25 protein-coding genes and 1 pseudogene are annotated in these 23,627 nt (G+C 69.7%); 10 read left to right on the top strand and 16 right to left on the bottom strand.

The features are described from left to right. Window positions 1-91: 91 nt before the first annotated feature. From AB0K15_RS44290 to AB0K15_RS44275, 4 genes are read right to left on the bottom strand one after another with little or no spacing between them, the layout of a single operon-like run. Window positions 92-763: an NAD(P)-binding domain-containing protein gene (locus AB0K15_RS44290; protein ID WP_364066208.1), complete on the bottom strand. Its 672-nt coding sequence runs from the start codon at window positions 761-763 to the stop codon at window positions 92-94. Further along, window positions 760-1,797: an LLM class flavin-dependent oxidoreductase gene (locus AB0K15_RS44285; RefSeq protein ID WP_364066205.1), complete on the bottom strand. Its 1,038-nt coding sequence runs from the start codon at window positions 1,795-1,797 to the stop codon at window positions 760-762. The genes AB0K15_RS44290 and AB0K15_RS44285 overlap by 4 nt, the downstream gene beginning before the upstream one ends. Continuing rightward, on the bottom strand, window positions 1,790-2,842 hold the full coding sequence (locus AB0K15_RS44280; protein ID WP_364066202.1) for an LLM class flavin-dependent oxidoreductase: 1,053 nt from the start codon (window positions 2,840-2,842) through the stop codon (window positions 1,790-1,792). The genes AB0K15_RS44285 and AB0K15_RS44280 overlap by 8 nt, the downstream gene beginning before the upstream one ends. 55 nt (window positions 2,843-2,897) lie before the next feature. Continuing rightward, window positions 2,898-3,371, bottom strand: a complete 474-nt coding sequence (locus AB0K15_RS44275) for a MarR family transcriptional regulator (RefSeq protein WP_364066199.1) — start codon at window positions 3,369-3,371, stop codon at window positions 2,898-2,900. A 93-nt stretch (window positions 3,372-3,464) separates the two neighbouring features. On the opposite strand from AB0K15_RS44275, the gene AB0K15_RS44270 reads away from it, so the two are divergent. The 3 genes from AB0K15_RS44270 (at window position 3,465) to AB0K15_RS44260 (ending at window position 5,484) form a co-directional block, all read left to right on the top strand. After that, entirely contained in the window at window positions 3,465-4,028 is a 564-nt protein-coding gene (locus tag AB0K15_RS44270) for an NAD(P)H-dependent oxidoreductase (RefSeq protein ID WP_364066196.1), read from the top strand. Between the two features lie 139 nt (window positions 4,029-4,167). Next, window positions 4,168-5,007, top strand: coding sequence for an LLM class F420-dependent oxidoreductase (locus AB0K15_RS44265; protein WP_364066193.1), 840 nt, complete (start codon window positions 4,168-4,170; stop codon window positions 5,005-5,007). Between the two features lie 105 nt (window positions 5,008-5,112). After that, window positions 5,113-5,484, top strand: coding sequence for an ankyrin repeat domain-containing protein (locus AB0K15_RS44260; RefSeq protein WP_364066186.1), 372 nt, complete (start codon window positions 5,113-5,115; stop codon window positions 5,482-5,484). Between the two features lie 54 nt (window positions 5,485-5,538). Here the strand turns inward: AB0K15_RS44260 and AB0K15_RS44255 are convergent, their stop codons facing one another. The 4 genes from AB0K15_RS44255 to AB0K15_RS44240 all read right to left on the bottom strand — a co-directional run bounded on the left by AB0K15_RS44255 (window position 5,539) and on the right by AB0K15_RS44240 (window position 9,294). Next, window positions 5,539-7,005: a catalase gene (locus tag AB0K15_RS44255; RefSeq protein ID WP_364066181.1), complete on the bottom strand. Its 1,467-nt coding sequence runs from the start codon at window positions 7,003-7,005 to the stop codon at window positions 5,539-5,541. A gap of 25 nt (window positions 7,006-7,030) precedes the next feature. Beyond that, entirely contained in the window at window positions 7,031-7,450 is a 420-nt protein-coding gene (locus AB0K15_RS44250; RefSeq protein ID WP_364066177.1) for a Fur family transcriptional regulator, read from the bottom strand. Window positions 7,451-7,753: 303 nt separating this feature from the next. Continuing rightward, window positions 7,754-8,290 (bottom strand): DUF2283 domain-containing protein, encoded by a 537-nt coding sequence (locus AB0K15_RS44245; protein WP_364066174.1) that lies wholly within the window; start codon window positions 8,288-8,290, stop codon window positions 7,754-7,756. Window positions 8,291-8,373: 83 nt separating this feature from the next. After that, window positions 8,374-9,294 (bottom strand): LysR family transcriptional regulator, encoded by a 921-nt coding sequence (locus AB0K15_RS44240; protein WP_364066171.1) that lies wholly within the window; start codon window positions 9,292-9,294, stop codon window positions 8,374-8,376. A 70-nt stretch (window positions 9,295-9,364) separates the two neighbouring features. Here AB0K15_RS44240 and AB0K15_RS44235 point away from each other — a divergent pair, with 70 nt between their 5' ends. From AB0K15_RS44235 to AB0K15_RS44215, 5 genes are all read left to right on the top strand, one after another. Then, complete coding sequence (locus AB0K15_RS44235) at window positions 9,365-10,294, top strand: SDR family NAD(P)-dependent oxidoreductase (protein WP_364066168.1); 930 nt, start codon at window positions 9,365-9,367, stop codon at window positions 10,292-10,294. After that, a complete protein-coding gene (locus tag AB0K15_RS44230; protein WP_364066158.1) occupies window positions 10,291-11,121 on the top strand; it encodes an SDR family NAD(P)-dependent oxidoreductase in 831 nt (276 codons plus the stop codon). Before AB0K15_RS44235 ends, AB0K15_RS44230 begins: the two co-directional genes overlap by 4 nt. Window positions 11,122-11,304: 183 nt before the next feature. Next, the gene (locus AB0K15_RS44225) at window positions 11,305-12,450 is read left to right on the top strand and encodes a serine protease (protein ID WP_364066149.1); all 1,146 of its coding nucleotides are present in this window, start codon (window positions 11,305-11,307) and stop codon (window positions 12,448-12,450) included. Window positions 12,451-12,597: 147 nt separating this feature from the next. Beyond that, window positions 12,598-12,801 carry a hypothetical protein gene (locus tag AB0K15_RS44220; protein ID WP_364066143.1) on the top strand — a complete coding sequence of 68 codons (204 nt, stop codon included), beginning with the start codon at window positions 12,598-12,600 and terminating at the stop codon, window positions 12,799-12,801. A gap of 397 nt (window positions 12,802-13,198) precedes the next feature. Beyond that, window positions 13,199-13,648, top strand: a complete 450-nt coding sequence (locus tag AB0K15_RS44215) for a hypothetical protein (protein ID WP_364066138.1) — start codon at window positions 13,199-13,201, stop codon at window positions 13,646-13,648. On the opposite strand, the gene AB0K15_RS44210 is transcribed toward AB0K15_RS44215, so the two are convergent. Further along, window positions 13,649-14,503: an LLM class flavin-dependent oxidoreductase gene (locus AB0K15_RS44210; protein ID WP_364066129.1), complete on the bottom strand. Its 855-nt coding sequence runs from the start codon at window positions 14,501-14,503 to the stop codon at window positions 13,649-13,651. After that, the gene (locus AB0K15_RS44205; RefSeq protein ID WP_364066120.1) at window positions 14,503-15,399 is read right to left on the bottom strand and encodes an SDR family oxidoreductase; all 897 of its coding nucleotides are present in this window, start codon (window positions 15,397-15,399) and stop codon (window positions 14,503-14,505) included. Before AB0K15_RS44205 ends, AB0K15_RS44210 begins: the two co-directional genes overlap by 1 nt. Before the next feature lie 125 nt (window positions 15,400-15,524). Between AB0K15_RS44205 and AB0K15_RS44200 the strand changes: the two genes are divergently transcribed. Both AB0K15_RS44200 and AB0K15_RS44195 read left to right on the top strand, forming a co-directional pair. After that, window positions 15,525-16,412, top strand: coding sequence for a LysR substrate-binding domain-containing protein (locus AB0K15_RS44200; protein ID WP_364066115.1), 888 nt, complete (start codon window positions 15,525-15,527; stop codon window positions 16,410-16,412). Window positions 16,413-16,526: 114 nt separating this feature from the next. Then, the gene (locus AB0K15_RS44195; RefSeq protein WP_364066108.1) at window positions 16,527-16,814 is read left to right on the top strand and encodes a hypothetical protein; all 288 of its coding nucleotides are present in this window, start codon (window positions 16,527-16,529) and stop codon (window positions 16,812-16,814) included. Between the two features lie 697 nt (window positions 16,815-17,511). Here AB0K15_RS44195 and AB0K15_RS44190 read toward each other — a convergent pair. The 6 genes and pseudogenes from AB0K15_RS44190 to AB0K15_RS44165 all read right to left on the bottom strand — a co-directional run bounded on the left by AB0K15_RS44190 (window position 17,512) and on the right by AB0K15_RS44165 (window position 23,519). After that, window positions 17,512-17,934 (bottom strand): DUF5709 domain-containing protein, encoded by a 423-nt coding sequence (locus AB0K15_RS44190; protein ID WP_364066100.1) that lies wholly within the window; start codon window positions 17,932-17,934, stop codon window positions 17,512-17,514. A gap of 77 nt (window positions 17,935-18,011) precedes the next feature. Beyond that, window positions 18,012-19,655 (bottom strand): RecQ family ATP-dependent DNA helicase, encoded by a 1,644-nt coding sequence (locus AB0K15_RS44185; RefSeq protein WP_364066091.1) that lies wholly within the window; start codon window positions 19,653-19,655, stop codon window positions 18,012-18,014. 68 nt (window positions 19,656-19,723) lie between these two features. Beyond that, window positions 19,724-20,071, bottom strand: coding sequence for a UBP-type zinc finger domain-containing protein (locus AB0K15_RS44180; RefSeq protein ID WP_364066084.1), 348 nt, complete (start codon window positions 20,069-20,071; stop codon window positions 19,724-19,726). Window positions 20,072-20,113: 42 nt separating this feature from the next. Beyond that, window positions 20,114-20,755 carry a DNA-3-methyladenine glycosylase 2 family protein gene (locus AB0K15_RS44175; protein ID WP_364066074.1) on the bottom strand — a complete coding sequence of 214 codons (642 nt, stop codon included), beginning with the start codon at window positions 20,753-20,755 and terminating at the stop codon, window positions 20,114-20,116. 31 nt (window positions 20,756-20,786) lie between these two features. Continuing rightward, window positions 20,787-21,560, bottom strand: coding sequence for an SDR family oxidoreductase (locus AB0K15_RS44170; RefSeq protein WP_364066065.1), 774 nt, complete (start codon window positions 21,558-21,560; stop codon window positions 20,787-20,789). 124 nt (window positions 21,561-21,684) lie between these two features. After that, window positions 21,685-23,519, bottom strand: a pseudogene (locus AB0K15_RS44165) (substrate-binding domain-containing protein). Between the last annotated feature and the right edge of the window lie 108 nt (window positions 23,520-23,627).

Raw genomic sequence — 23,627 nt, 5'->3', positions numbered from 1 at the left:
GACCAGGTCCTTCTCACTCCACACTCGCTCAGCCATAGGCCTCCCTAGATCAGGAGCCCAAGACTGTCAACAACCTCAGTCAGTTTTAGAACTAGTGCGAGTCCGCCAGCCGCTCACCGAGGGCACGACCGCGTTCCGACTCCGGGAACCGCTCCAGCATCGCCCTCAGCTCGGCGGCCTCGACGTTCGCCCCGAACGTCTCGGCGCCCGGCTCCAGGCGCACGCCCTCGGCGAGGCCACCGGCCGCCACGGGGTCGAAGCCGAGTGCGTCGACCACAATGGACACTTGTGCCACGTCCGCGCGGTCGTCGCCGACGATGGCGATGGCCTTGCGGCCGGGTGTTCCGGCGGGGCGGGCTTCGTCTTCCAGGTCGTGGTAACCCATGTGGTTGAACGCCTTCACGACGCGCGCGCCGGGCAGGAACTTCTGGACGGTCTCGCTCGTGGAGACCTGCAGGTCGGCGCGGTGACCGTCCACTTCCCACCAGTAGTTCATGGCGTCGATCACGAGCTTTCCGTCCAGCTCCGCCGCCGGGATGCTCCGGTACTTCCCCAGCGGCAGCGCCAGGATCACGACGTCGGCCGAAGCGGCCCCGGCCGGCGTCGTGGCGACGGCGCCCGGCGCGAGGACCTCCACGGTGAGCGCGATCTTCTCGGGCGCGCCCGAGCCCGCGATGAGCACGTGGTAGCCGGCCGCCACCGCGAGCCGCGCGAGGACCGTACCGACCTTGCCCGCGCCGAGGATGCCCAGCGTCTCCGTCATTTCCCCTCCGCCAGCAGGTCCCGGACCATCGGGATCACCTTCGTGCCGTACAGCTCCACCGCGTGCATGCGCGCGCTCGCCGGCTGCGAACCGCTGGAGTAGATGAGGTCGAACCGGCCGACATCCAGGTCCTTCACCGCGCCGGCGATCTTGCGCGCGACCGTTTCCGGCGAGCCGATGTACATCGAGCCGTGCTCGATTTCGCTGTCGTACTCGGCGCGCTGGATCGGCGGCCAGCCGCGCAGCCGGCCGATGCGGTCGCGGATCACGCGGTAGCGAGGCCAGAACAGTTCGCGCGCTTCCTCGTCGGTGTCGGCGATGAAGCCGGGCGAGTGCATGCCGACCGGGTGCGCGGTCGTGCCGAACTCCGCGGCGGCGCGGCGATAGAGGTCCACGTACGGCGCGAACCGCTTCGCCGGTCCGCCGATGATCGCGAGCATCAGCGGCAGCCCGTAGTGAGCGGTGCGGATCACCGACTGCGGTGACCCGCCCACGCCGACCCACGTCGTCAGGCGGCCCGACTCCGTCTTGGGGAACACGTCGGCCGCGTCCAGCGGCGGGCGGAGCGTTCCGCTCCACGTCACGGGCTTCTCGTCGAGCAACCGAACGAACAGATCGATTTTCTCTTCGAACAGCTTGTCGTAGTCGGAGAGGTCATATCCGAACAACGGGAACGACTCCGTGAACGAACCCCGTCCGAGAATGATCTCCGCGCGGCCGTCGGAGAGTGCGTCGACGGTCGCGAAGCGTTGGAAAACGCGCACGGGATCGTCGGAACTCAACACGGTCACCCCCGAGGACAGGTGGATCCGCGACGTTCGGGTGGCGATGCCCGCCAGCACCGTCTCCGGAGTGGTGATCGAGTACTCGGGCCGGTGGTGCTCGCCGAGCGCGATCACGTCCACGCCGATCTCGTCGGCGAGCACCGCCTCGTCGACCACGTGCCGGATCGCGGCGGCGTAGGACATCGGCGTGCCGGTGTCGTCCTCCGGGACGTCGCCGAAGGTGTCGAGGCCGAAAGCCAGGTCAGACATGGGAAGGCGCCTTCGTGAGCAGTTCGCGAACCCGCGGGGCGACCTCACGGCCGAACAGCTCGATCGACCGGGCGCGAGCTTCGCGGGGCAGGTTCATGATGTCGTACTTCAGGTCGAAACGGCTGAGGCGCAGGTCACGCGCCACGGCCGCGATCTTGCGCGCGACGGTGTCCGGCGAGCCGACGAACAGCGCACCGCCCTCGATCTCCGCCAGGTAGCGGCGGCGGTCCGGCTTGTAGAAGCCGCGCTCGGCCGCGAGCTTCGCGACCACCGGCTGCCAGTACTCCCACCACGTCTCGACGGCTTCGGAGTCGGTGTCCGCGATCAGGCCGAGCGAGTGCTGTCCGACCGGCAACACCGGCTGTTCGAATTGCGCCAAAGCGCGGTGGTAAAGCTCCACGTGCCCGGCGAACCGCTGCGGCCGGCCACCGATGATCGCCAGCATCAGCGGCAGCCCGTACTTCGCGGCACGCACGACGGAATCCGGGCTGCCGCCCACGCCGATCCACGTCGGGATCCCGCCCGGGCGCATCCGCGGGTGCAGCGTCTGGCCCACCAGCGGCGCGCGCACGGTGCCCGACCACGTCACGGACTCCTCGCGTTGCAAACGCATGAACAGGTCGAGTTTCTCTTCGAACAGGTGCTCGTAGTCGGCGAGGTCGTATCCGAACAACGGGAACGACTCCGTCGCCGACGCCCGCCCGAGCACCAGCTGCGCACGGCCGTCGGAGACGGCGTCCACGGTGGAGAAGTCGTGGTAGAGGCGGACGGGGTCGTTGGTGCTCAGGACCGTGACGGAGGTGCCGAGCTTGATGCGCTCGGTCGCCGTCGCGGCAGCCGCCAGGAGCACCGGCGTCGCGCTGTCGTTGTGGCCTTCGCGATAGTGCTCGCCGACACTGAAGACGTCGAGGCCGGCTTCTTCGGCGAGGCGCGCCTCGCCGACGAGCAGGCGGACGGTCTCCGCGTCGCTCAGTGTGCGTGCTCCGTCGGTGGCGACTTCGCCGAAGGAGTTCAGCCCGAACTCGAAGCCGGGGTTCTTCGTCATGCCCCCAGGATGCGTCGGCGCGGAGGCCGCCTGCCGCTCCCTCTCATGGAGACCTTCAGCCATCGGCTTCGATGCGCCGGGTGATCTTGTCAGCCGCCGTGCGCAGGGTGCGCAGCTCGGTTTCGGACAGCACGTCGTACACGAGCTCGCGCACACGCTCGACGTGGCCGGGCGCGGACTCGACCACGTGCGCGTAGCCGGCTTCGGTGAGCACGGCGTGGGTGTAGCGGCCGTCCTCCGGGTCGGGCTCGCGGTAGAGGAACCCGCGCTTCTCGAGCCGGCTGATCAGGTGAGACAGGCGGGAGAGCTCGGCGTTGGTCAGGATCGCCAGCTCGCTCAGCCGCATGCGCCGGCCGGGTTCCTCCGACAGCCCCGCCAGCGCGTAGTACTCGATGTAGCTCAGCTGCGCGTCTTCCCGCAGCTGCTTCTCCAGCTCGGTCGGCAGCCGGTGCAGCAGGTACGTGAACGAGCGCCACGTCTGCAGCTCTTCGGAGTCGAGCCACCGCGGGGCGGCCTGCCGGTGTGTCATACGTCCCAGTCTAGCGCGTGACTTGAATGTTCAAGTTCCGGTGTTCATCATTTGACATGAAGATTCAAGTCATCCTCGGAAGGAAACCGGCACGTGAGTGACCTCAAGATCGCCGTCATCATCGGCAGCACCCGCCCTGGCCGCAACGGCAAGCAGGTCGCCGACTGGGTCTTCACCAGGGCCAAGGCGCGCACCGGCGCGGACTACGAGCTCGTCGACCTGGCCGACTTCCCGCTGCCCCACCTGGACGAGGCCCTGCCGCCCACCCTCGGCCAGTACGCCGGCAAGCACACCAAGGCGTGGGCCGCGAAGATCGACTCCTACGACGGCTTCATCTTCGTGACGCCCGAGTACAACCACTCGACGTCCGCCGTCCTGAAGAACGCCATCGACTACCTCTACGCGGAGTGGAACAACAAGGCCGCGGCTTTCGTGTCCTACGGGTCACTGGGCGGCGCCCGCGCGATCGAACACCTGCGCGCGATCTGCAGCGAGCTCCAGATCGCCCACGTGCGCCAGCAGCTGTCCTTCTCGCTGTTCACGGACTTCGAGAACTTCGCGTCCTTCAACCCGGCCGCCCTGCACGACGACGCGGCCAACACGCTGTTCACGCAGCTGGAGACATGGTCGGACGCGTTGAAGGCGATCCGGGACTGAGGCTTTGGCGGTGGGCGCCGCGCCGGTTTTTCACCGACGTGAGGGCCACTGTCCACAAGGTACTCACCCACCCGCGGCCGGCATGCCGGCCGCGGGTGGTGTTGGCAGCTGGGGCTACTCCAGGTTTACGCTCACGAGCATGCGATTCGCCATCAAGACTTCGCCCCAGAACACGGCCTGGAAGGACATGCTCTCGGTCTGGCAGGCAGCCGACGAGATCGAGCTGTTCGAATCCGGCTGGACGTTCGACCACTTCTATCCCATTTTCTCCGATTCGACCGGTCCCTGCATGGAGGGCTGGGTCACGCTGACCGCACTCGCGCAGGCGACCAAGCGGCTGCGCCTGGGCACGCTCGTCAGCGGTATGCACTACCGCCACCCCGCGCTGCTCGCGAACATGGCCGCGACGCTCGACATCGTGTCCGATGGGCGCCTGGAGATCGGCATCGGCGCCGGCTGGAACGAGGAGGAGTCCGGCGCGTACGGCATGGAGCTGGGCACCATCAAGGAACGCAGCGACCGGTTCGAGGAAGGCTGCGAGGTGCTGATCAGCCTGCTGACACAGGAAACCACCACCTTCAAGGGCACGCACTACCAGCTCACCGACGCCCGCAACGAACCCAAGGGCGTCCAGAAGCCCCACCCACCCATCTGCATCGGCGGCAGCGGCGAAAAGCGCACCCTGCGCACGGCCGCGAAGTACGCCGACCACTGGAACTTCACCGGCGGCACGCCCGAGCAGTTCGCCCACAAGCGCGACGTCCTGCACCGCCACTGCGCCGACATCGGCCGCGACCCGAGCGAGATCACGCTGTCCTCGCACGTGCGCCTCGAGCCCGACCTGGACTACGCCGCGGTCGCCAAGCAGGCCGAAGCCCTCGGCGAGGCCGGCCTCGACCTGGCGATCGTCTACTTGCCGCCGCCCCACACCCCCGCGGTGCTGGAGCCGCTGGCGAAGGCGCTCGAACCGCTGAGCTGATTTTCACCGGGGCCGCGCACTCACTCGTGCGCGGCCCCGTAGCGCGAGATCAGGACCATTTCCCAAGGCCACCCAACCACAATTGACCGCTGTTAAGATTCCACCATGCCCTCCGACGAAAACGAAGAACTCCGGAAACGAGCCCGCACCGTCATGGCGGACCTCGCGCGTGAAGGCAACACCACAGAGCTCGCGGAGTTCATCGAGCACGGCCTGGACGTCAATTCCCTCGACGAGGCCGGCAATTCGCTTCTCATGCTCGCCGCATACCACGGCCGGGGCGAGACCGTCGGCTACCTGCTGCAGCACGGCGCGGATCCCGACATCTGCAACGCACGCAACCAGTCGCCGATCGCGGGTGCCTTGTTCAAGGGCGAGACGGAAATCGTCGTGGCGTTGAAAAAGGCAGGCGCCGATCTGGACGCCGGCACGCCGAGCGCGCGGGAAGCCGCGGAAATGTTCGGGCAGAGTCTGTAGAAAAGCCGCGCCCCCGTCGCAGCAACGGCGACGGGGGCAACGGCCACAAAGGTCTTACAGAGCGCCCAGGGCCTCGCAGGCCTTCTGCACACCCTCACCGTAGGCGGGGTCGGCCTTGGCGCAGTTGTCGATGTGCCGCTGGACGGTTTCCTTGCGCGCACCCTTGATCGCGCGCGCCGTGTTCTCGAACAGACGCTGCTGTTCGTCCGCGGACAGCAGGCGGAACAGGTTGCCCGGCTGGGTGAAGTAGTCGTCGTCGTCTTCGCGGAAGTTGAAGTGGTCCGCGGTCGAGCCGACGGCCTGCGCCGGGTCGGCGTAGGCGGGCTGCTCCTGCCAACGGCCGAAGTTGTTCGGCTCGACGCCCGGGACGCCGCCCTGGTTGCCGTCGACTCGCATGGCGCCGTCGCGGTGGTAGGTGTTGACCACCTTGGCGCCGCGCGGGTAGTTGACCGGGATCTGGTGGTGGTTCACGCCGACGCGGTAGCGGGCGGCGTCACCGTAGGAGAACAGGCGGCCCTGCAGCATCTTGTCCGGGCTGAACGAGATGCCGGGGATCAGGTTGGCCGGGGTGAAGGCGGCCTGCTCGACGTCCTGGAAGTAGTTGTCGGGGTTGCGGTTGAGCTCGAACTCGCCGACCTCGATCAACGGGTAGTCCTTCTTGCTCCACACCTTCGTCAGGTCGAACGGGTGGAAGCGGTAGGTCGCCGCGTCGGCCTCGGGCATGATCTGCACGAACAGCTTCCACTTCGGGAAGTCGCCGCGCTCGATGGCGTCGAACAGGTCGCGCTGGTTCGACTCGCGGTCGGCGGCGATGACGGCGCCGGCTTCCTCGTCGGTCAGGTTCTCGATGCCCTGCTGGGTGCGGAAGTGGAACTTGACCCAGTTCCGCTCGCCCGCCGCGTTGATGAAGCTGTAGGTGTGCGAGCCGAAGCCGTGCATGTGCCGGTAGGACTTGGGGATGCCGCGGTCGGTCATGATGATCGTGACCTGGTGCAGCGCCTCGGGCAGGTTCGTCCAGTAACCCCAGTTGTTCTCCGGGTCACGCAAGTTGGTGCGCGGGTCACGCTTCACCGCGCGGTTGAGATCGGGGAACTTCAGCGGGTCGCGGTGGAAGAACACCGGGGTGTTGTTGCCGACGACGTCCCAGTTGCCCTCCTCGGTGTAGAAACGCAGGGCGAAACCGCGGATGTCACGCTCGGCGTCGGCCGCGCCGCGCTCACCCGCGACGCTCGAGAACCGCGCGAACATCTCGCACTCGTTGCCGACCTTGGCGAAGATCGCGGCCTTCGTGTACTGCGAAATGTCGTGCGTGACACGGAAAGTGCCCCACGCGCCGGAGCCCTTGGCGTGCATGCGCCGCTCCGGGATGACCTCGCGGTCGAAGTGCGCCAGCTTCTCGATGAGCCACAGGTCCTGCAGCAGCACCGGTCCGCGCGGGCCGGCGGTGATGCTGTTCTGGTTGTCCACGACCGGCGCACCCGCCGCCGTCGTCAGCGGTTCGGTGTTCTCCTCGAAAGCCACTTCATCTCCTTCAGGTGGTGGACAGTCAGTTTTCGTTGCAGGAAGGGCAAAGGCCCCAGTACGTCACTTCGGCTTCGTCGATGACGAACCCGTTGGTGCTCGCGGGGGCAAGGCAAGGCCGCTCCCCCACGGCACAGTCGACGTCGGCGACCGCACCGCAGCGGCGGCACACCACGTGGTGGTGGTTGTCCCCGGTGCGCACCTCGAACCGCGCCGGCGACCCGGCCGGCTCGATGCGCCGCACGAGCCCCACCTCCCCCAACGCGGCGAGGATGTCGTACACCGCCTGGGTCGACACCGCCCCGAGCTCGGAGCGCACCGCCCGGACCACCGTCTCGACATCCGCGTGCGGCCGCTGCGCCACCGCGTGCAGCACAGCGGTCCGCTGCTTGGTGACTCGCAGTGAGACACCCCGCAGACGCTCCGCAGGATCGGTGGCCGGCATGAGGGCATCAGACCATGGTTTCTGGAACAAGTCCAGACTAGAGACTGGACACGTTCAAGTGAATCGGGCCGCTCATCCGAGCGAGGCGTGCGGCTTCCACGACGCCTTGACCAGGGAATACTGTGCGTCGGTGTTCAACGGCTGGTGTTTTGGCGACGCATCCCTGGTCGGATTCGGACATCCGGTGAGATGGTAGTCACAGAATTTGATCATCGACCAGACTTGGGCGCGCGTTCTCGCGCAGGAGTACACAAAGTGATGACCGCGCTGACGGTGTGCGCTCATCGGACGGCCGCCGCCACCCTACTTCCCGGTCATCCGCTGCTTGGCGATCTCCGTCGCCCAGGTCAGGAACGCCACGGGAACAGTGCCACGGTGCGGGTGGATCGTCACCCTCGCCTCGGCCCACGAACTGCCTCGCGGCAGCAACACGATGAGCACAGGCTCGGTTTCGCGCCAGGCCGGGTCACGGAACTCGATCCGGCGAGCCCCCGCGGTGACCGAGTCGACGTCGATCAGCTCGATTTCCCTGCCGTCGAACGTTTCCTTTGCCCCGATCACCGTTCGAGCGGGCCGAGCAGCCTCGACCCGAGCTGGGCGCGCCGGGTTCTCGATCCGTTCGGCACCGTCGAGCAGGAACTCGGGAACCTTGGACCGGGCGGCCAGCACCTCGACACCCAGGACACGACCGTCCGCCTGGAAGTCGAGGTTGATCATGCCGCCCACCTCGCCGGGAGCGCACGGATACATGTACACCGACCGCGGCTCCGTGGCCGGGTCGGTGAAGTAGACGTACGCGGCATCCGCCGAGGCGTCGTAGGTGACCTTGAGGTTCGCCACTGTTCGGCATGTCCTTTCGCGAACATTCCGGGCCGAACACGACGACCGCGTGTGCTCAAGGTAGCGGCAACCGGCCTCCACCATCAGAAGCCGTCGACCGCACCTTCCAACGCCATCGCGCGAAAGGCCTCCGCGAGACGCGCCGTGGCGTCCGAGGGGCGGCCGGGCAGGCGGGCGAGCAGGACGCGCCGCCGTTCGGAAGGGCCGCCGCGGACGGGGAGGACGCGGACGCCGGGCGGGAGGACCGGGGTGAGCACGGTGGGTACGGTCGTGATGCCGCACCCGGCGGCGACGAGGTTGAGCTTGGCGAGCCAGTCGCGCGCGGTGTGGGCGATGTCGGGGCGCTCGTCGAGGCCGGGCCAGACGCCCATGACGTGCTCGTTGCGCGAGCCGGCGATCCAGCGCTGGCCGGACAGGTCGGCGACGTCGATGAACTCGCCGCGCGCGAGGGGATGGCTGGTGGGCACGGCGACACACAGGCTGCGCTCGGCGAGGGTCTGCACCAGCAACGCCGGGGTTTCGCTGTCCGGCGGACGGAACGGCGGTGTCGACGCGATCAGCGCCAGGTCGAGTGTTCCCGCGCGCAGCGCGCGGACCAGCGCGGGCGTGCTGCCTTCGCGCGTGGTCACGGTGATGCCCGGGTGCGTGCGGCGCAGTTCCGCGAGCGCCCGGGGCACCAGGGCGGCGCCGGCGCTGGCGAACCAGCCGAGCCGGACGCTGCCGTGCCCGTCGGGCAGGCCGACGAGGTCGCGGGCCGCGGCGTCCACCTCGTCGACGACGGTGGCGGCGCGGCGCACGACCAGGCGGCCGGCGGGAGTGAGGCGCACGCCGTCGTGGCGGCGTTCGACGAGCGGCGTGCCCGCCGCGCGCTCCAGCGACGCGATCTGGCGGGAGACGGCGGACTGCGTGTAGCCGAGCGCGGCAGCCGCAGCGGTGAACGAGCCCCGCTCGGCCACCTCGCGGAACACGCGCAGCGCGGTGAGCGACGCGTCGGTGAAGGCCATGACGATTACGCATACCATACTTGCCGAACTTTCGCTGGCAGCATGCCAGGTGACTGCTTAGCGTGAAGGTATGACCTTGATCCAGACCCCCTTCGGCTTCGCCAGCACAGCGGCGGAGGTGGCCGAAGGCACCGACCTCAGCGGACGGCGCGCGGTGGTGACCGGGGCGTCGTCCGGGATCGGCGTGGAGACCGCTCGCGCCCTGGCCTCGACCGGCGCCGAGGTGACCCTGGCCGTCCGCGACGTCGCCGCCGGCGAACACACGGCGAAGGACATCGCCGCGAGCACCGGAAGCACCGCGGTGCGCGTCGCGGAACTGGACCTCACCGACCCGGCCTCGGTCGCCGCCTTCACGTCCGGTTGGGACGGTCCGCTACACGTCCTCGTCGCCAACGCCGGCGTGATGGCGAACCCCGAGCAGTACACCGAGCGCGGGTGGGAGTGGCAGTTCGCCACCAACCACATCGGACACTTCCTGCTCTCGACCGGACTGCACTCCGCGCTGGCCGCCGACGGTTCGGCCCGCGTGGTGGTGGTCAGCTCGAGCGGGCACCAGCTTTCGCCGGTGGTGTTCGACGACGTGAACTTCGCCTTCCGCTGCTATGACCCGTGGCTCGCTTATGGACAGTCCAAAACGGCCAACGTGCTGTTCGCCGTCGAGGCCACGCGTCGCTGGGCCCGGGACGGAATCACGGCGAACGCCGTCATGCCGGGCGGGATCTTCACCAACCTGCAGCGGCACACCGACGGCCGCGGCAGCGGAACCGTCCCGCCCGAGCTGATGAAGACCCCGGAACAGGGTGCGGCGACGTCGGTTCTGGTCGCCACTTCACCGCTGCTGGAGGGCATCGGCGGACGGTACTTCGCGGACTGCGCCGAGACGCCGACCATCGACCGGCGAGGGGAAGCTCCCCCGCTGCACGGGGTCGCGCGCTACGCCCTCGACCCTGACGGTGCCGCGCGGCTGTGGGAGCTGACGGAAGGCCTGGTGCGAGCATGACCGTCGCAGTGGTCACCGGTGCGACGCAAGGGCTGGGCCTTGCGCTCGTCGAGGGGCTCGCCCAGCGGCTGTCCGCTCAGGACACCGTGTATCTCACCGGACGGGAGCTCGCCCGGGTCGGCGAGGCCGTGGAGTCGCTGCCCGCGGGCGGGGCGAGGGTCCGGGGTGAACTGCTCGACGTGGCCGATCCCGCATCCGTCTCCCGCCTCGCCACGGTGCTGAGCGATCGCCACGGCGGAGTCGACGTCGTGTTCGGCAACGCCGTGATGCGCGTCGGCCCCGACGACGACCCGCGGGAGATCGTGGGCCCGTACACGGAGGTCAACAACTTCGGTACGACGAGGGTGTTGCGGGCGTTCGCCCCGCTGCTGAGGGACGGGGGCAAGCTGATCGTCGTCGCCAGCTCGCTCGGCACGCTCCACTACCTGGCGCCCGTGCTGCACGATCGCTTCGACGGCCTGGCCTCGCTGGACGACGTCGACAAGGCTGTCGCGAACTGGCGCGACGCGGTCGCGGACGGCAGTGCCCGCGCCGGTGCGTGGCCCGGGTTCGTGAACATCCCGTCGAAAATCGGGCAGGTGGCGGCGGTGCGCGCGCTTGCCGCGGGGCGCCGGGCGAGCGATGCGGAGCGCGGGATCCTGCTCGCGGCGGTGTGCCCGGGGATGATGAACACGCCGACGTCGGCGCTGTGGTGGGACGTCAGCTCGGCGCCCACTCCGGCCGCGGCGGCGGTGCCGCTCCTCGATCTGGCCCTTTCGCCCACGGACCCCGACCACTACGGCCAGTTGATCCGCTACGGCGCCGTGTTGCCATGGGCACCGGGCTGACGTGGTCGTAAAGCGACAGCATGCGTCAGGAGAACAACATCGGGTGTTCGTCCACGGACTTCCGGAGACGGAGGTCGCGGGAAAGTGGTGCTGTCACAGGATCGTGACGTTCCGGTCGAGGTGCGCGCACACAGGGTGAGGAGTCTGAGCGGGTTCTGTGATCCACAGGTGAGAGGGAGCCCGTTGAAACTCCGAAGTGTGCTGGCCGTCGTGGCGGCCGCGTTGTCCGTGACCGCGCTGGGTGCTGCTCCGGCATCGGCGGTTGTCGGCGGAGTCGCATCTCCGCGTGCGTATCCGTTCACCGGGTCGCTGAACCGGCCGGCCGACTCGCCGCGGCCCGACGGGCACGTGTGCGGGGTGACGCTGGTCGCGCCGCAGTGGGTGGTGACGGCGTCGCACTGCGCGCGCAACGATCTCGAGACCCAGGTCGGCTACCCGCACGACTGGTCGGTGCGGCTGGGGTCGGTGAGCGCGTCGTCCGGCGGTGAGGTGATCGCGGTCGAGAAGTTCGTGCGCCGGTCGAACGGCACCCTCCCGCACATCTTCGGCAAGGACATCGCACTGCTGAAGCTGGCGCACCCGGCGAAGGCCGCGCCGATCAAGATCAGCTCGAAGTCCCCGGCGCCGGGCACCGGCGCGCGCATCATGGGGTGGGGCATGACCTGCGACCAGGCCGCGCCGCAGTGTTACCCCGACCACCTGCGCGAGGCCGACACTGTTGTCCAACCGACATCGACCTGTCTGGTTTCGCTCAGCGACCTGTGCATCGGCGCACTCGACGGCAAGGTGGGCCCCACCAACATGGACTCCGGCGGCCCGGCGCTCGTGAAGGAAGGCGGCGCTTGGACGTTGGCGGGTGTCGTCAGCGGCGGCGACAACGGGCCGGGGATCTACACGAACGTGCCCGCGTACGCGGACTGGGTGCGCGAGACCATCGCGGAACGCCACCCGACGCTCGAGGGCGCCGTCAACCTGGGCACGTGCGCGGGGTCGCTGGTCCGCAAGGCCGGCGCTCGTCCGGACGACCCCGGCCTGCTGCTGACCAACGGCCACTGCATCGCCGGCGACCACCCCGCCGTGGGCTCGGCGGTGACGGAACGCGCGGAGGCTCGCGACGCCGCGGTGCTGTCCGCGTCGGGCGGGATCAAGGCGACCCTGCACACCACGAAGCTGCTGTACGCCACCATGACCGGCACCGACGTCGCCCTGTACCAGGTGGACAAGACCTACGCGCAGCTCGCCGCCGCCGGTGCGAAGGTCTTCGAGCTCGGCACGCGCGAACCCCAGCAGGCCGACCAGCTCGACGTGCTGTCGGGCACCCACGGGTAGACCTGGGCGTGTTCGGTCGCGAACATCGTCCCGGAACTCCGCGAGGGCGGCTACACGCAGCACAACGCGATCCAGTACAGCGAAGACTGCACCCCCGGCAGCGGCGACTCCGGCTCGCCCGTGCTCGACCCGCACACCGGCCAGGTCGTGGGCATCCACAACACCTCCAACGACCTCGGCAAGGTGTGCGAGGTGGACAACCCGTGCGAGGTGGACGAGAACGGCGTGGTCACTGTCCACATGGGCCGGTCTTACGGACAGCAGACCGCCGGGATCCCGGCTTGCCTCGGGGCTGGGTCGACGGTGGATCTCGCGTTGGCGGGGTGTGAACTGACGAAGCCGAAGGCTTGAGCCGGTGGGGTGATCCCGGGCCTGTCGCCGGTCCGGGGTCACCGCCATTTCGCGGTGAGATCCCCGCATTCGACGGTCACGGAACCGTGCCGCAACGCGATCTCGTGGGAACATCCGGTGTCGGTCGCTGGGCTCGGACCTGATCTTCGCCGATCCATGGCTTCCGGATCGGCGAGCACCGCAGCAACGCGGATCACCCTATCTGGGCACAAAAGGGATAATAAGGATGATCACGAGTAGATCACCGAGACCGGGATCTCCCCGAACGTCGGGCAGGATTCGGGGCATGCATTTGCCCAGAAGAATCATCGCCGTCGCCTTCGTGGGGGCGGCCGCCGCGGGGTGTGCGGCCGGCGGGGCGGCGGCCACAGTGGACGGACCCACGACGACCTCGTTCGTGGCTGCGGCGTCGCCGGAGCGGCTCAGTGCGGCGTGTCCGTTCCTGGACTCGGGCGAAATCCAGCAGGCGCTCGCGGACGGCAACAGGTTCGAAAGCACCGAAGAAGACCCCGATACGCAGAGCGGTGTCACGCTGTACGCCTGCTCGTACAGCCGCGCCCTTGAATCGCATGTCCCCCTGGTGGAGCTGGGCGTCGGCGATGCGCCGGGGTTCGACTCGCCGGAGGCTGCCTTCCGGGCTTCGGCTCGAGGCTGCGCCGGCGAGCCGAAGCCGTTCACCGACGACGCCGTCTACTGCACCACCTCCCAGGGCACCACCACCGTCACCATCGCCAAACGGAGTCACGACCGGATCCGAGTCGCCCAGCTGGCCTTCCGCCGCGCTCCCAGCGACGCGTTTCTCGACGCTTACACCACGCTGGCGAAGACGGTCGCCGGGAGATTGTGATCAGCGAAGCGCCGGGGCCAGTGACACGAGGTGGTCGATGCCCGGGCCGAACTCCGTGCCCACCGGGGAAAGCAGGGTGACGTGGTCGGCGCCGGCGTCGAGGTGGGCTTGGACGGCGGCCGCGACGTGGTCCGGGCCGTCGACCGCGACGAGGGTCCGGACCAGGTCGTCGGCCGGCTCGGTCGGATAGCCGAGATTCGCGAGTGTTGCGCGGAAGGCGCCGCGGCCCAGCCAGTTCGAGACGGTGTGGCGGGCCGTCTCGAACGAGTCCGCGATCGATTGAGCCACGACGAGGAGTTTGTCCGGGCCCAACACCCGCCGGGCGAGAGCCGTGTGCCGCGGAGGCAGGCCGGCGGGGAGTGCGCCGTCGGCGAGGCCGGCGGCGAGGGAGAGCATCTTGGGGCCGTTGGCGCCCAGGATGAGCGGGTACGGGGCATCCGCGACGGGCGGCCAGGTTTCGGCCGCCATCCCCTCCACGTAGGACCGCATCGTGGCCAAGGGCGCCCCGAAAGGACGGTCCACGCTCGACGCCTGCTGCGGGTAGCCGACGCCGAGCCCGAGCGTGAACCGGCCCGGGAAAGCCTGCGCCAGGAAGGAAGCGGCGGCGTGCGCGGTCTGGGGCGCCCGGGCCCAGATGTTGGCCACGCAGGTGCCGAAGGAAAGTGACTCGGTGGCGCTCAGGAGCACTGCCAGCTGGGCGAGGGCGTCTTTGCCGATGACCTCGTTGGTCCACGCCGCGTGGTAGCCGGCGCGTTCCAGGCGACGGACGGCGGCACGCTGGTCGTCGGCCGACGGCGTGCTGGTGAAGGTGACCGGCAGGCAGACGCCGACCGGGCCGGCTTCGAAGTTCGCCATCAGCGGGCGAAGTAGTGCCCGGCGTCCAAATCGGACAGCAGGCCGGGATGTTCCGGGCGCCAGTCGAACTGGCTCTGGGTGCGGACGCTGGACGCCGGCATGTCCGCGGCGAAGATCGACCCCAGCCAGCCGAAGTGCTCGGCCACCCGCTCGGCCGGGACGGACTCGACCGGCAGGCCGAGGTGCTTGCCGATGCGCTCGGCGATCTCGCGCACGGGGATGCCCTCGTCGCCGACGGCGTGCAGGCGCGTGCCCGCCGGAGCGTGTTCGAGCGCCAGGCGGTAGAGGCGCGCGGCGTCCAGGCAGTGGACGGCGGGCCAGCGGTTGGCGCCGTCGCCGGGGTAGGCCGAAACCCCGCGCGTGCGGGCGGTTTCGATGAGCAGGGGCACGAAGCCGTGGCGGTCCTCGTCGCTGTGGACCGACCGCGGCAGGCGTACGACGGAGCCGCGGACTCCCCGCGTCGCCAACGAAACCACGATCTCTTCGGACGCCAGACGACCCGCCGCGAGGCTGCCGGCTTCGGGGATGGTGTCCTCGGTCGCGACGCCGTCCGGGATGGCCGGGGTGCCGGAGCTGATCACGAACGGGCGGCCGGTGCCGGCCAGGGCTTCGCCGATCGTCTCGATCGCGAGGCGGTCGGTGCCGACGGAGCGCTCGAAGTCGCTGAAGTCGTGGACGAACGCGGTGTGGACCACGCCGTCAGCCGCGGCGGCGCCGGTGCGCAGGCTGTCGAGGTCTTCGAGGCTGCCGCGGCGGGCCTCGGCGCCGGCCGCGGTCAGCTTGGCGGCCGACGCGTCGGAGCGGACCAGGCCGAGCACCTGGTGGCCGGCGCCGAGCAGCTCGCGCACGACCGTGGTGCCGATGAACCCGGTCGCTCCGGTGACGAACACACGCATGGTGTTGCTCCTCAAACAAGGGATGTTCTGGTCCTTCCACCCTGCCGTCGCTTCCCGGACATCGGCCAATGAAACCTTCGTATCGTGCAATACGCTTCGTGCATCACCGCAGGTAAAATTGCCGCATGCCCGAACACCCGGTCGACCTTGACCTCCGGTTGGTGCACTGCTTCACGGTCGTCGCTGAGCACCAGCACTTCGGCCGCGCGGCCGACGCGTTGCACGTGACGCAGCCTTCGCTGAGCCGTCAGATCCGCCGTCTCGAGCAGCAGCTCGGCGCGCGGCTGCTGGATCGCACGCCGCAGGGCAGCCGGCTCACCGAGGCGGGTGAGGTGTTCTTGCCGCAGGCGAAGGCGTTGCTGCGCACCGCGGCTCAGACCATCGCGCGCACTCGGGCGGCCGCGCAGCCCAGCCGGCTGGCCGTCGGGTACGCGGGTGGGCTCATCGTCACGCCGGCCGTGCGGGAGATGCGCCACCGGCACCCGGACGCCGACGTGCAGACACTGCACGTCGCGTTCGACGACGTGTCGGCTTCGCTGCTGGAGCACCGCGTCGACGTCGTCGTGAGCCGGCTGCCGTTCGCGACCGAGGGGCTGCACGTGACGGTGCTTTTCGACCAGCCTCGTGTGGTTATTCTCCCACTGGATCACCGGCTGGCGGGCAAGGAATCGGTGAGCATCAACGACATCGCCGACGAACCGCTGCCCCGCATCCGCGATTCCGATCCGGCGTGGAGCGCGTACTGGCGCATCGAACCGCGCCCCGACGGCCGGCCGGCACCGGACGGGCCGGTGATCGAAGCGCTGGAGGACAAGTTCGAGCTCGTCGCGGCCGGCCAGGCCGTGGCCATCTCCGCGGGTCACGACGTGCGGTTGCTGCGTCCCGACCTGACGTCGGTGGTGCTGGAGGACGTCGAACCGGCGCACGTCGTGCTCGCCACGCGCGCCGACGACCGCAGCCGCCTCGTCGCCGCTTTCCGGAAGTACGCGCAAACGCACCTCACGGGCCGCTAAAGTGAACGGGAGTTGAACGAAAGGGTTGCCACCGTGCGCTGACTCCCCGCTCTCGCGGCCGCACCGCCGCCCTCGCGACACGACCCCGTTCCTGCGCACCCCGAGGGACCCCCGATGAGCACCGAGAACGACACCGTGCGGCAGTGGCGAGCGCCGAAAACGGTGGCGGAACTGACGGCCGGCCCGGCCTGGACCGTCGAGCGCAGCGCCACGACCGGCCAGTGGAGCACGGCGGAGTGGCACCACGGGCTCTGGCAGATCGGCCTGACGCCCGTGCGCCACGGCGTGGTCGCCGCCATGCTGTGGTCGCAGGACAAGCTGGTGGACCACACGCGCGGCAGCGAGGCCACGGTCTGCGAGAAGGTGACCGGCTGGCTGGAGAAGATCGCGCGGACCGCGTGACCCGGCCCCTCGCGGTTCGTTGCGCTGGTGCGCGCCTGATGGCGGCTCGATGTCGGGCCGGGTGCGGACGTTAGCGGCAGGCCTCAGTGGGGTTGGCTGCGCCGTCTCCAGCGGTGCCTCGAGCAGGATCGCTCGCGGTGCGCGGGATCCGGTCGAGCGACGGCGTGAACGGCGGAGCTCGGCGAGGCAGCGGCGCCGACTTCACTGCCACCTGCGCCAGTTCGCTCCCCACACGCGAAACCCGGCCGAAGAGCGCCGTCACCGGTGGAACATCAGCAAAGCAGTCGCGACATCTCCCCGGCAGCCAAGCAGTTACGCCGCCCCCGGCGCCGGCCCGCGCACGTTCGCGCGTGGCTCGCGGAACCACGACCAAAAGGCGCAGGTGAAGAGTGAAAACTCAGCGAGGCAGTAGCGCCGTCTTCTCTGCGCCCCTGGACCAGGTCGCTCGCGGCAGGCGGAATCCGAACTCTCAGAGAGGCAGTTGCGCTGCCTGCGACCAGCGCCAGATCGTTCCCGGCCCGCGGAACCCGTCCCAGCGTCGCCGTGAATGGCGGGATCGCTGCGAAGTGGCCACGCGGCCGTTCCGCGCCGCGCGCCGGTCGGAGGTGGGGGTCGCGGCGCTGTGCGGACCGGGTCAGGCGAGGGGGCGGTGCGGGGAACCCGCACCAACCCTGGCCTCAACCGTGTTCGGCGGTGCTCAGTAGTCCTCGGGGTCGTTGACCACGTGGACGGCGGCTTCCTCCGCGGAGGCGGCGCCGCCGTCGATGCCGACGTCGGAGGCGTACAGCTCGTCGTCGGTGTCTTCGCCGGAGCCCTCGTCGGCGGCGACGAGACGGCCCGCGCGGAAGTCGCCGAGTTCCTCGTCGATGAGTTCGCCGTCGGTGTCCTCGCTGTCGCCCAGGTCGTCGCCCTCGTCGGGCTGCACGTCGGGCACCTCGCGGGCGAGACGGCCCTCCCAGCTTTCGCCCTCGCGTTCTTCCTCGGGCGTGGTGCCGAACTCGTCGACCTCGTACGGCTTCTCCGGCGGCGAGTAGCCCTCGTCGTACGGATCGCCGTCCTCGAGGGTGTCTTCAGGGTCGAGCACGCCGGTGTCGGCGTTGTCCTCGATGTCGTCGTCCACGGACGGCTCCTCTCTCCGGGCGCACCCAGTCTCGCGCCCGAGTCGGGAAGTTACCAGGCGAGCCCGCGCGCGCTTGTTCAGCGCGGCTGGAGGATGCCGGACGAGATCGTCGACGCGGTGAGGTGCTTGTAGCCCACGCTCGGAAAGTAAACGAGCAATTCGTGTTCGTCCTGGGACAACAGCTGTCCGTCTCCCCACAGGCGGTGGTGCACGGGCGCACCACCGGAGACGTCGGCGCGCTGGTGTTCGGTGGTGCGAGCCGTACGGTCGTTGTCGCAGTTTTCACACGGGGGTGTGTAGCTCTCACCGAAGTAGGCGAGAAGTTCCGCACGGCGGCACCGCGTGCTTTCGGCGTACCCGCGCGCGGCCTCGATCCGGCTGGTGAGCACGGCCTGCCGGCGCCGGTCGAGGTCCACGAGCTGGTCGGCGAGTTCGGCCGGTGGTGCGAGTTCGTGTTCGCATTCCACCAAGCGGTGGTGCCCCGACCCCGTGACGCCGACGAAACCCAGCTCCGCCAGCTCGTTGACCACCCGCTCGACGGCGTGCGCGGGCACCCCGGCGGCGGCGGTCAGGTCGGTGAGCTTCGCTTCCCGAGGCGAGTTCTCGACCGCGTCGACGACCAGGTGCACGGTCTCCTCGCCCAGGTGCGTGCGAGCGGCGAGCAGGCGCGGGATGCGGATGGTGCGCGGGTCGTGCACGAGCACGGCCACGGCGGGTTCCCCATCGCGGCCGGCGCGGCCGATCTCCTGGTAGTAGTCGTCGATGCTCGCGGGCACGCCGGCGTGCACGACCGTGCGGATGTCGGACTTGTCGATCCCCATCCCGAACGCGCTCGTGGCCACGACGACGTCGAGCTTCCCCGCGAAGAAGTCGTCCTGCACCTGCGCGCGGGCGGCCGCCGTCATGCCGCCGTGGTAGGGCGCGGAGCGGAAGGCGTCAAGGCGCAGGCGGTCGGCGAGGGACTCGCAGCGGGCGTGGGTGAGGGCGTAGACGAGTGCCGGGGTGTCGTGCTGGATGAGGACGTCGACGCACCGGTCGTCGACGGCCCGCGCCTCCGGTTTGCTGGGCTGCGTCGGGCGCATCGAGAGCGAGATGTTGGGCCGGTCGAAGTCGGCGACCACCACGTGCGGGTCGCGCATCCCCAGCCGGCGCGTGATGTCCGCCTGCACCGGCGGCGACGCCGTGGCCGTCAGCGCGAGGATCGGCGGCCGGCCGAACTCGGCGATCGCGTCGGTCAGCCGCAGGTACTCGGGACGGAACTCCTGTCCCCATTCGCTCACGAGATGTGCTTCATCCACCACGAACAACGTGACGTTGGTGATCGCCGCACGCGTCTCGGTGTTCGTCAGCTGCTCGGGCCCCAGGAAGACGAAGTCCAGCTCGCCCTTCTCCAGCCGCGCCAGCGTCTCGCGGCGCTCGTGGACCGTCTGGCTGGAGTTGAGCAGCTCGGCGTTGACGGTGCGGTCGCCGTACGCGCGTCCGGCCATGGACCGCAGCTGGTCGCGCTGCAACGCGATGAGCGGCGAGATGACCACCGTCAGCCCACCCCGGGCGAGGCCGGCGACCTGGTAGATGGCGCTTTTCCCGCTGCCCGTGGGCAGCACCGCCAACGTGTCCTGCCCCGCCGCGACCGCGTCGGCCGCCTGCACCTGTGAGGGCCGAAGTGCGAAATCGAACAACGCACCCGCGACGTCGGTGGGATTCGGACGTGAGCTGGTCATGGTGTCGAAGGTACTGCGCCGGCGCGGGCTGCCCGGACGTCACCACGACCGGGCAGCCCGGAATCGGGTCAGTGCAGCTGCTTGGCCCAGTCCGCCGGCAGGCGGTCGGCCGGGCCGGGGGCCGACTGCGTGAGCGGGTGGTGCATCGGGGCGGCCAGCTCGGGGCCGCGTTCGTACATCACTTCCTCGACGTAGTCCCAGAACCACTCCTCGCCCGGCTCGAAGCTGCGGACGATGCGGTGGCCGGACGAAGCGGCGTGCGCGCTGGCGTGCTGGCCGGGCGACGAGTCACAGCAGCCGATGTGGCCGCACTGCGCGCAGCGGCGCAGGTGGAACCACCAGCCCTGCGGACTGGCCGCATCACAGTCGGCGCAGCCGTTGCCGCTCGGCGCCACCGCTGGGTCGACACCCTCCACGTGTTTCTCCTTTGCGCGAAAAGTCCTGTGGTACCAGCTTAATCACAACCGCGGCGCCTGCTCGGCCAGTTGCCAGAGGTACAAGCACGCCAGCGTGCGGTACGGCCGCCACGGCTCGGCCAGGCGTGTCAGCTCCGCCGGCGTCGGCCGGGCGGCCAGCCCGTAGGCCCGCTCGACGCTGCGGCGCAGCTCGAGGTCACCGGTCGGCAGCACGTCGGGGCGGTGCAGGTGGAACATCAGGAACATCTGCGCGGTCCACACGCCGATGCCCTTGACCACGTCGAGCTGCGCGATGACTTCGTCGTCGGGCAGCTCGTTCAGCGCGTCGAGGTCGAGGCGGCCCGCCAGGATGCAGTCCGCCAGCGAGCGCAGCGACACCGTCTTCGCGCGGGACAACCCGGCGGCCGGACGCAGCTGCTCGGGGTCGTCGGCCAGCAGCTCCTCCGGCGTCGGCAACCGGCCGCCGAAGCGGTCCTTCAGCTTGCGGAAGATGGCCCGCGACGCGTGGATCGAGATGTTCTGACTGACGATCGCGCGCACCAGCACGCCGTAGTGGTCCTTCGGGATGTCCGGGTCGCCGGCCGTCGCGGGGTCGGGCGGCAGCCGGGGCGGCGTCCCGACGATCTCGTCCATGACCCGGCCGAGGACCGGGTCGGCGTGGCGCAGATGCTCCTCGGGCGTCATCAGCGGGATGTTACCCCAGGTCAGACGTGGTCTAGATCGTCTGCGTCAGGCCGCCGTCGAGGATGATGTCGGCGCCCGTGAGGTTGCCGACGCGGCCACTGGCCAGGAACGTCACCAGGTCCGCGACCTCCTCCGGCCGCGTGAACCGGCCGGTCACGGAGCCGGCGGCCGCCTTCGCCGCGACATTGCCGGGCTCGGCACCCACGGCGCCCCCGACCGTCTCGGCGACGCCGCCCTTGCCCAGCCACAGGTCCGTGGCGACCGGGCCGGGGCTGACCGTGTTCACGCGGACGCCGCGCGCACCGACTTCCTTCGACAGGGACTTGAAAAAGCTGAGGCACGCCGCCTTCGCCGCGCTGTAGTCGATCACCAGCGGGTCCGGCAACGTCGCGTTGACCGAGCACACCGTGACGACCGCGCCGGTCCGCTCCAGCAACGACGGCAGCGCCGCCCGGGTGGTGCGCACGGCCGACATGAAGTCGAGGTTCAACGTCGCCAGCCAGTCTTCGTCCGTGACGGACACGAAGCCGTCGGGCCGGGGCCGCACAGCGCCGACGTTGTTGACCAGGACGTCGATCCCGCCGACGCGCACCATGGCCTCTTCGACCACGCGTGCCGCGCCGTCCGGCGTGCCGAGGTCGACCGCCACGGTCTCGACGGGCAGTTCCTTGAGATCCCCGTCGACGTTGCGCGCCGCCGCGACGACCTGAACGCCCTCCTCGACCAACGCCCGCGTCACCGCCAGCCCGATCCCGCGGCTCGCACCGGTGACGAGCGCCGTCTTGCCACGCAACAGCAGGTCCATCGGAGACTCCCTCGAGCGTCGGTCGCGCCCCTCGGGAGAAGCCTAAGGGCTGTCGAGCCGAGAGCGACCACCGCTGAATACTCGGCTGCAATCGTTCACCACAGAATGGCAACGGCAATTCGTGTCAGTTCGCGCGCAAAGGCGCGGTGGAACGGCGGTTGACCAACTCGACCGGGAGCACGATCGACCGCGGACCTTGCTCGGGGTTTTCCAGGTTGTCGACGAGAAGCTTCGCGGCTTCGCGGCCCAAGTCGTACTGCGGAATGCGGATGGTCGTCATCGGCGGGGAAACGTGGTCCATGAACGGGGTGTCGTTGAAGCCGATGATGCTCACGTCGTGCGGGCACGTCATCCCGTGTTCGCGCAAGGCGTCGTAACAGCCGAGGGCGATCAGGTCGTTTCCGGCCACGATCGCGGTGAACTCGATCTTCTCGTCACGCAGGAGTCCACTGAGGACACGGTGCCCCTCGCGTTGCGACCACGCTTCGCACTGCGCCACGCGTTCGGGTTCGCGGTCGAGGCCGTGGTCGGCGAGGCCCCGCACGAAGGCGCGCTTGCGGTGCACGCCGGTCGACAGGTCTTGCGGGCCCGCCAGGTGGACGATCTTGCGGTGCCCAGCTCGACGAAATGACTGAGTGCCAGGCGGATGCCGTGGTCGTCGTCGGCCGTGACCGACGGGATGTCGCGGCGGTCGACGGTGCGGTTGACCAGCACGAGCGGGTGGCCCTGGCCGGCCATCTGCTCGGCGGTGTCGTCGTGGAGGCGGGACCCGGCCGAGATGAAGCCGTCGACGCCGCGGGAGAGGAACGCTTCGATCGACGCGGCCGTGATCTTCGGGTCGTCGTCGGTGTTGGCGATCCACGTGCTGTAGCCGCGCTCGCGCAGGATGTCCTCGGCGCCGCGCACGATCGGCGGGAAGATCGGGTTGGTCAGGTCCGGCAGCAACATGCCGATCGCCATCGGCCGGGCCGTGCGAAGCGTGCGGGCGCTGAGATTGCCGGAGTAGCCGAGGTCGGCGGCGGCGCGGAGCACGCGGTCGAGCATCGCGCTGTTCACCAGGTGGCGGCTGGTCTCGTTGAGGGCCCTCGACGCGGTCGCGACGTGGACCCCGGCGCGCGCGGCCACGTCCTTCAAGGTCGCTCTTCGCACCGCGGCAGCATACGCAGAGGAGCCGAGCGGCCCGCCCATTTCGGGGGCGATTTCCGCGCCCGCCTCGACGTCTCGGGCGCGAATGCCGCAGTTTCGGTGCAAAAGTTTGCAGTCAGCGGGCGGACTCGCCCAGCGCGCCGACTCGTTGATGAGCCGAGCGCTGATGAGGCCCGCCGCGTTGGTCACCGACGAGCGGGCCGACGCCACGACGGCCGCGGTGAACATCGTCGCGGGCCCGGCCGGCGAGACACCGCCGACCGCGTGGCCCGACGCGTCGAAGATCGCCGCCGCGATGGACATCCGGTCCTTCTCGAACGACCTCGACGCGAGGAACCCGTCCTGCCGCGCGCGGATCAACTCGGCTTCGAGCTCGTCGAGGTCGGGTGGCGGCGTCGAGCTCTCCGCGCAGCACCTGTCCACGTGGGCCACGACCTTGTCGAACGACAGGCACGACAGCGCCGCCTTGCCGCACCCGGTGAGGTGCGCGGGGGCGCGCCGGCCGACGCGGTTGTGCATCGGGACCTTGCAGGTGCCGGCGTTGCGGTCGAGGTAGACGACCCGGCCCTGCGTCAGCTGGCCCAGGTGCGCCTCCTGTTCGGGCGCGCGGACCAGCCGGTCGAGGATGCCCTCGGTCGCGCGGATGAGGCCGGTGCGTTCGATGATCTGGCCGGCGAGCTCCAGCAGCGGCGGGCCGAGCTGGTAACCGTTGCCCGAATCCTCGAGCATGCCCTCGGCGACGAGGGTGCGGCACAGCTCGTGGGTGGTGCTGCGCGGGATGTCCGCGCGGGCCGAGACCTGCCGGACCGACAGGACACCCCACCGCGGGTGAGAAGGCGTGCAGCACCTTGCAGGCCTTCACCACCGACGCCACGCCACCACGCGTTTCATTCATCCGCCCGCGACAGGTCGGGTGCCCGC

It is taken from the genome of Amycolatopsis sp. NPDC049253 (assembly GCF_040678995.1).
In the GTDB taxonomy this organism is placed as follows: Bacteria; Actinomycetota; Actinomycetes; order Mycobacteriales; family Pseudonocardiaceae; genus Amycolatopsis.
The sequence above is the reverse complement of the archived record's forward strand: the minus strand, read 5'-3'. Positions and strand labels throughout refer to the sequence as shown.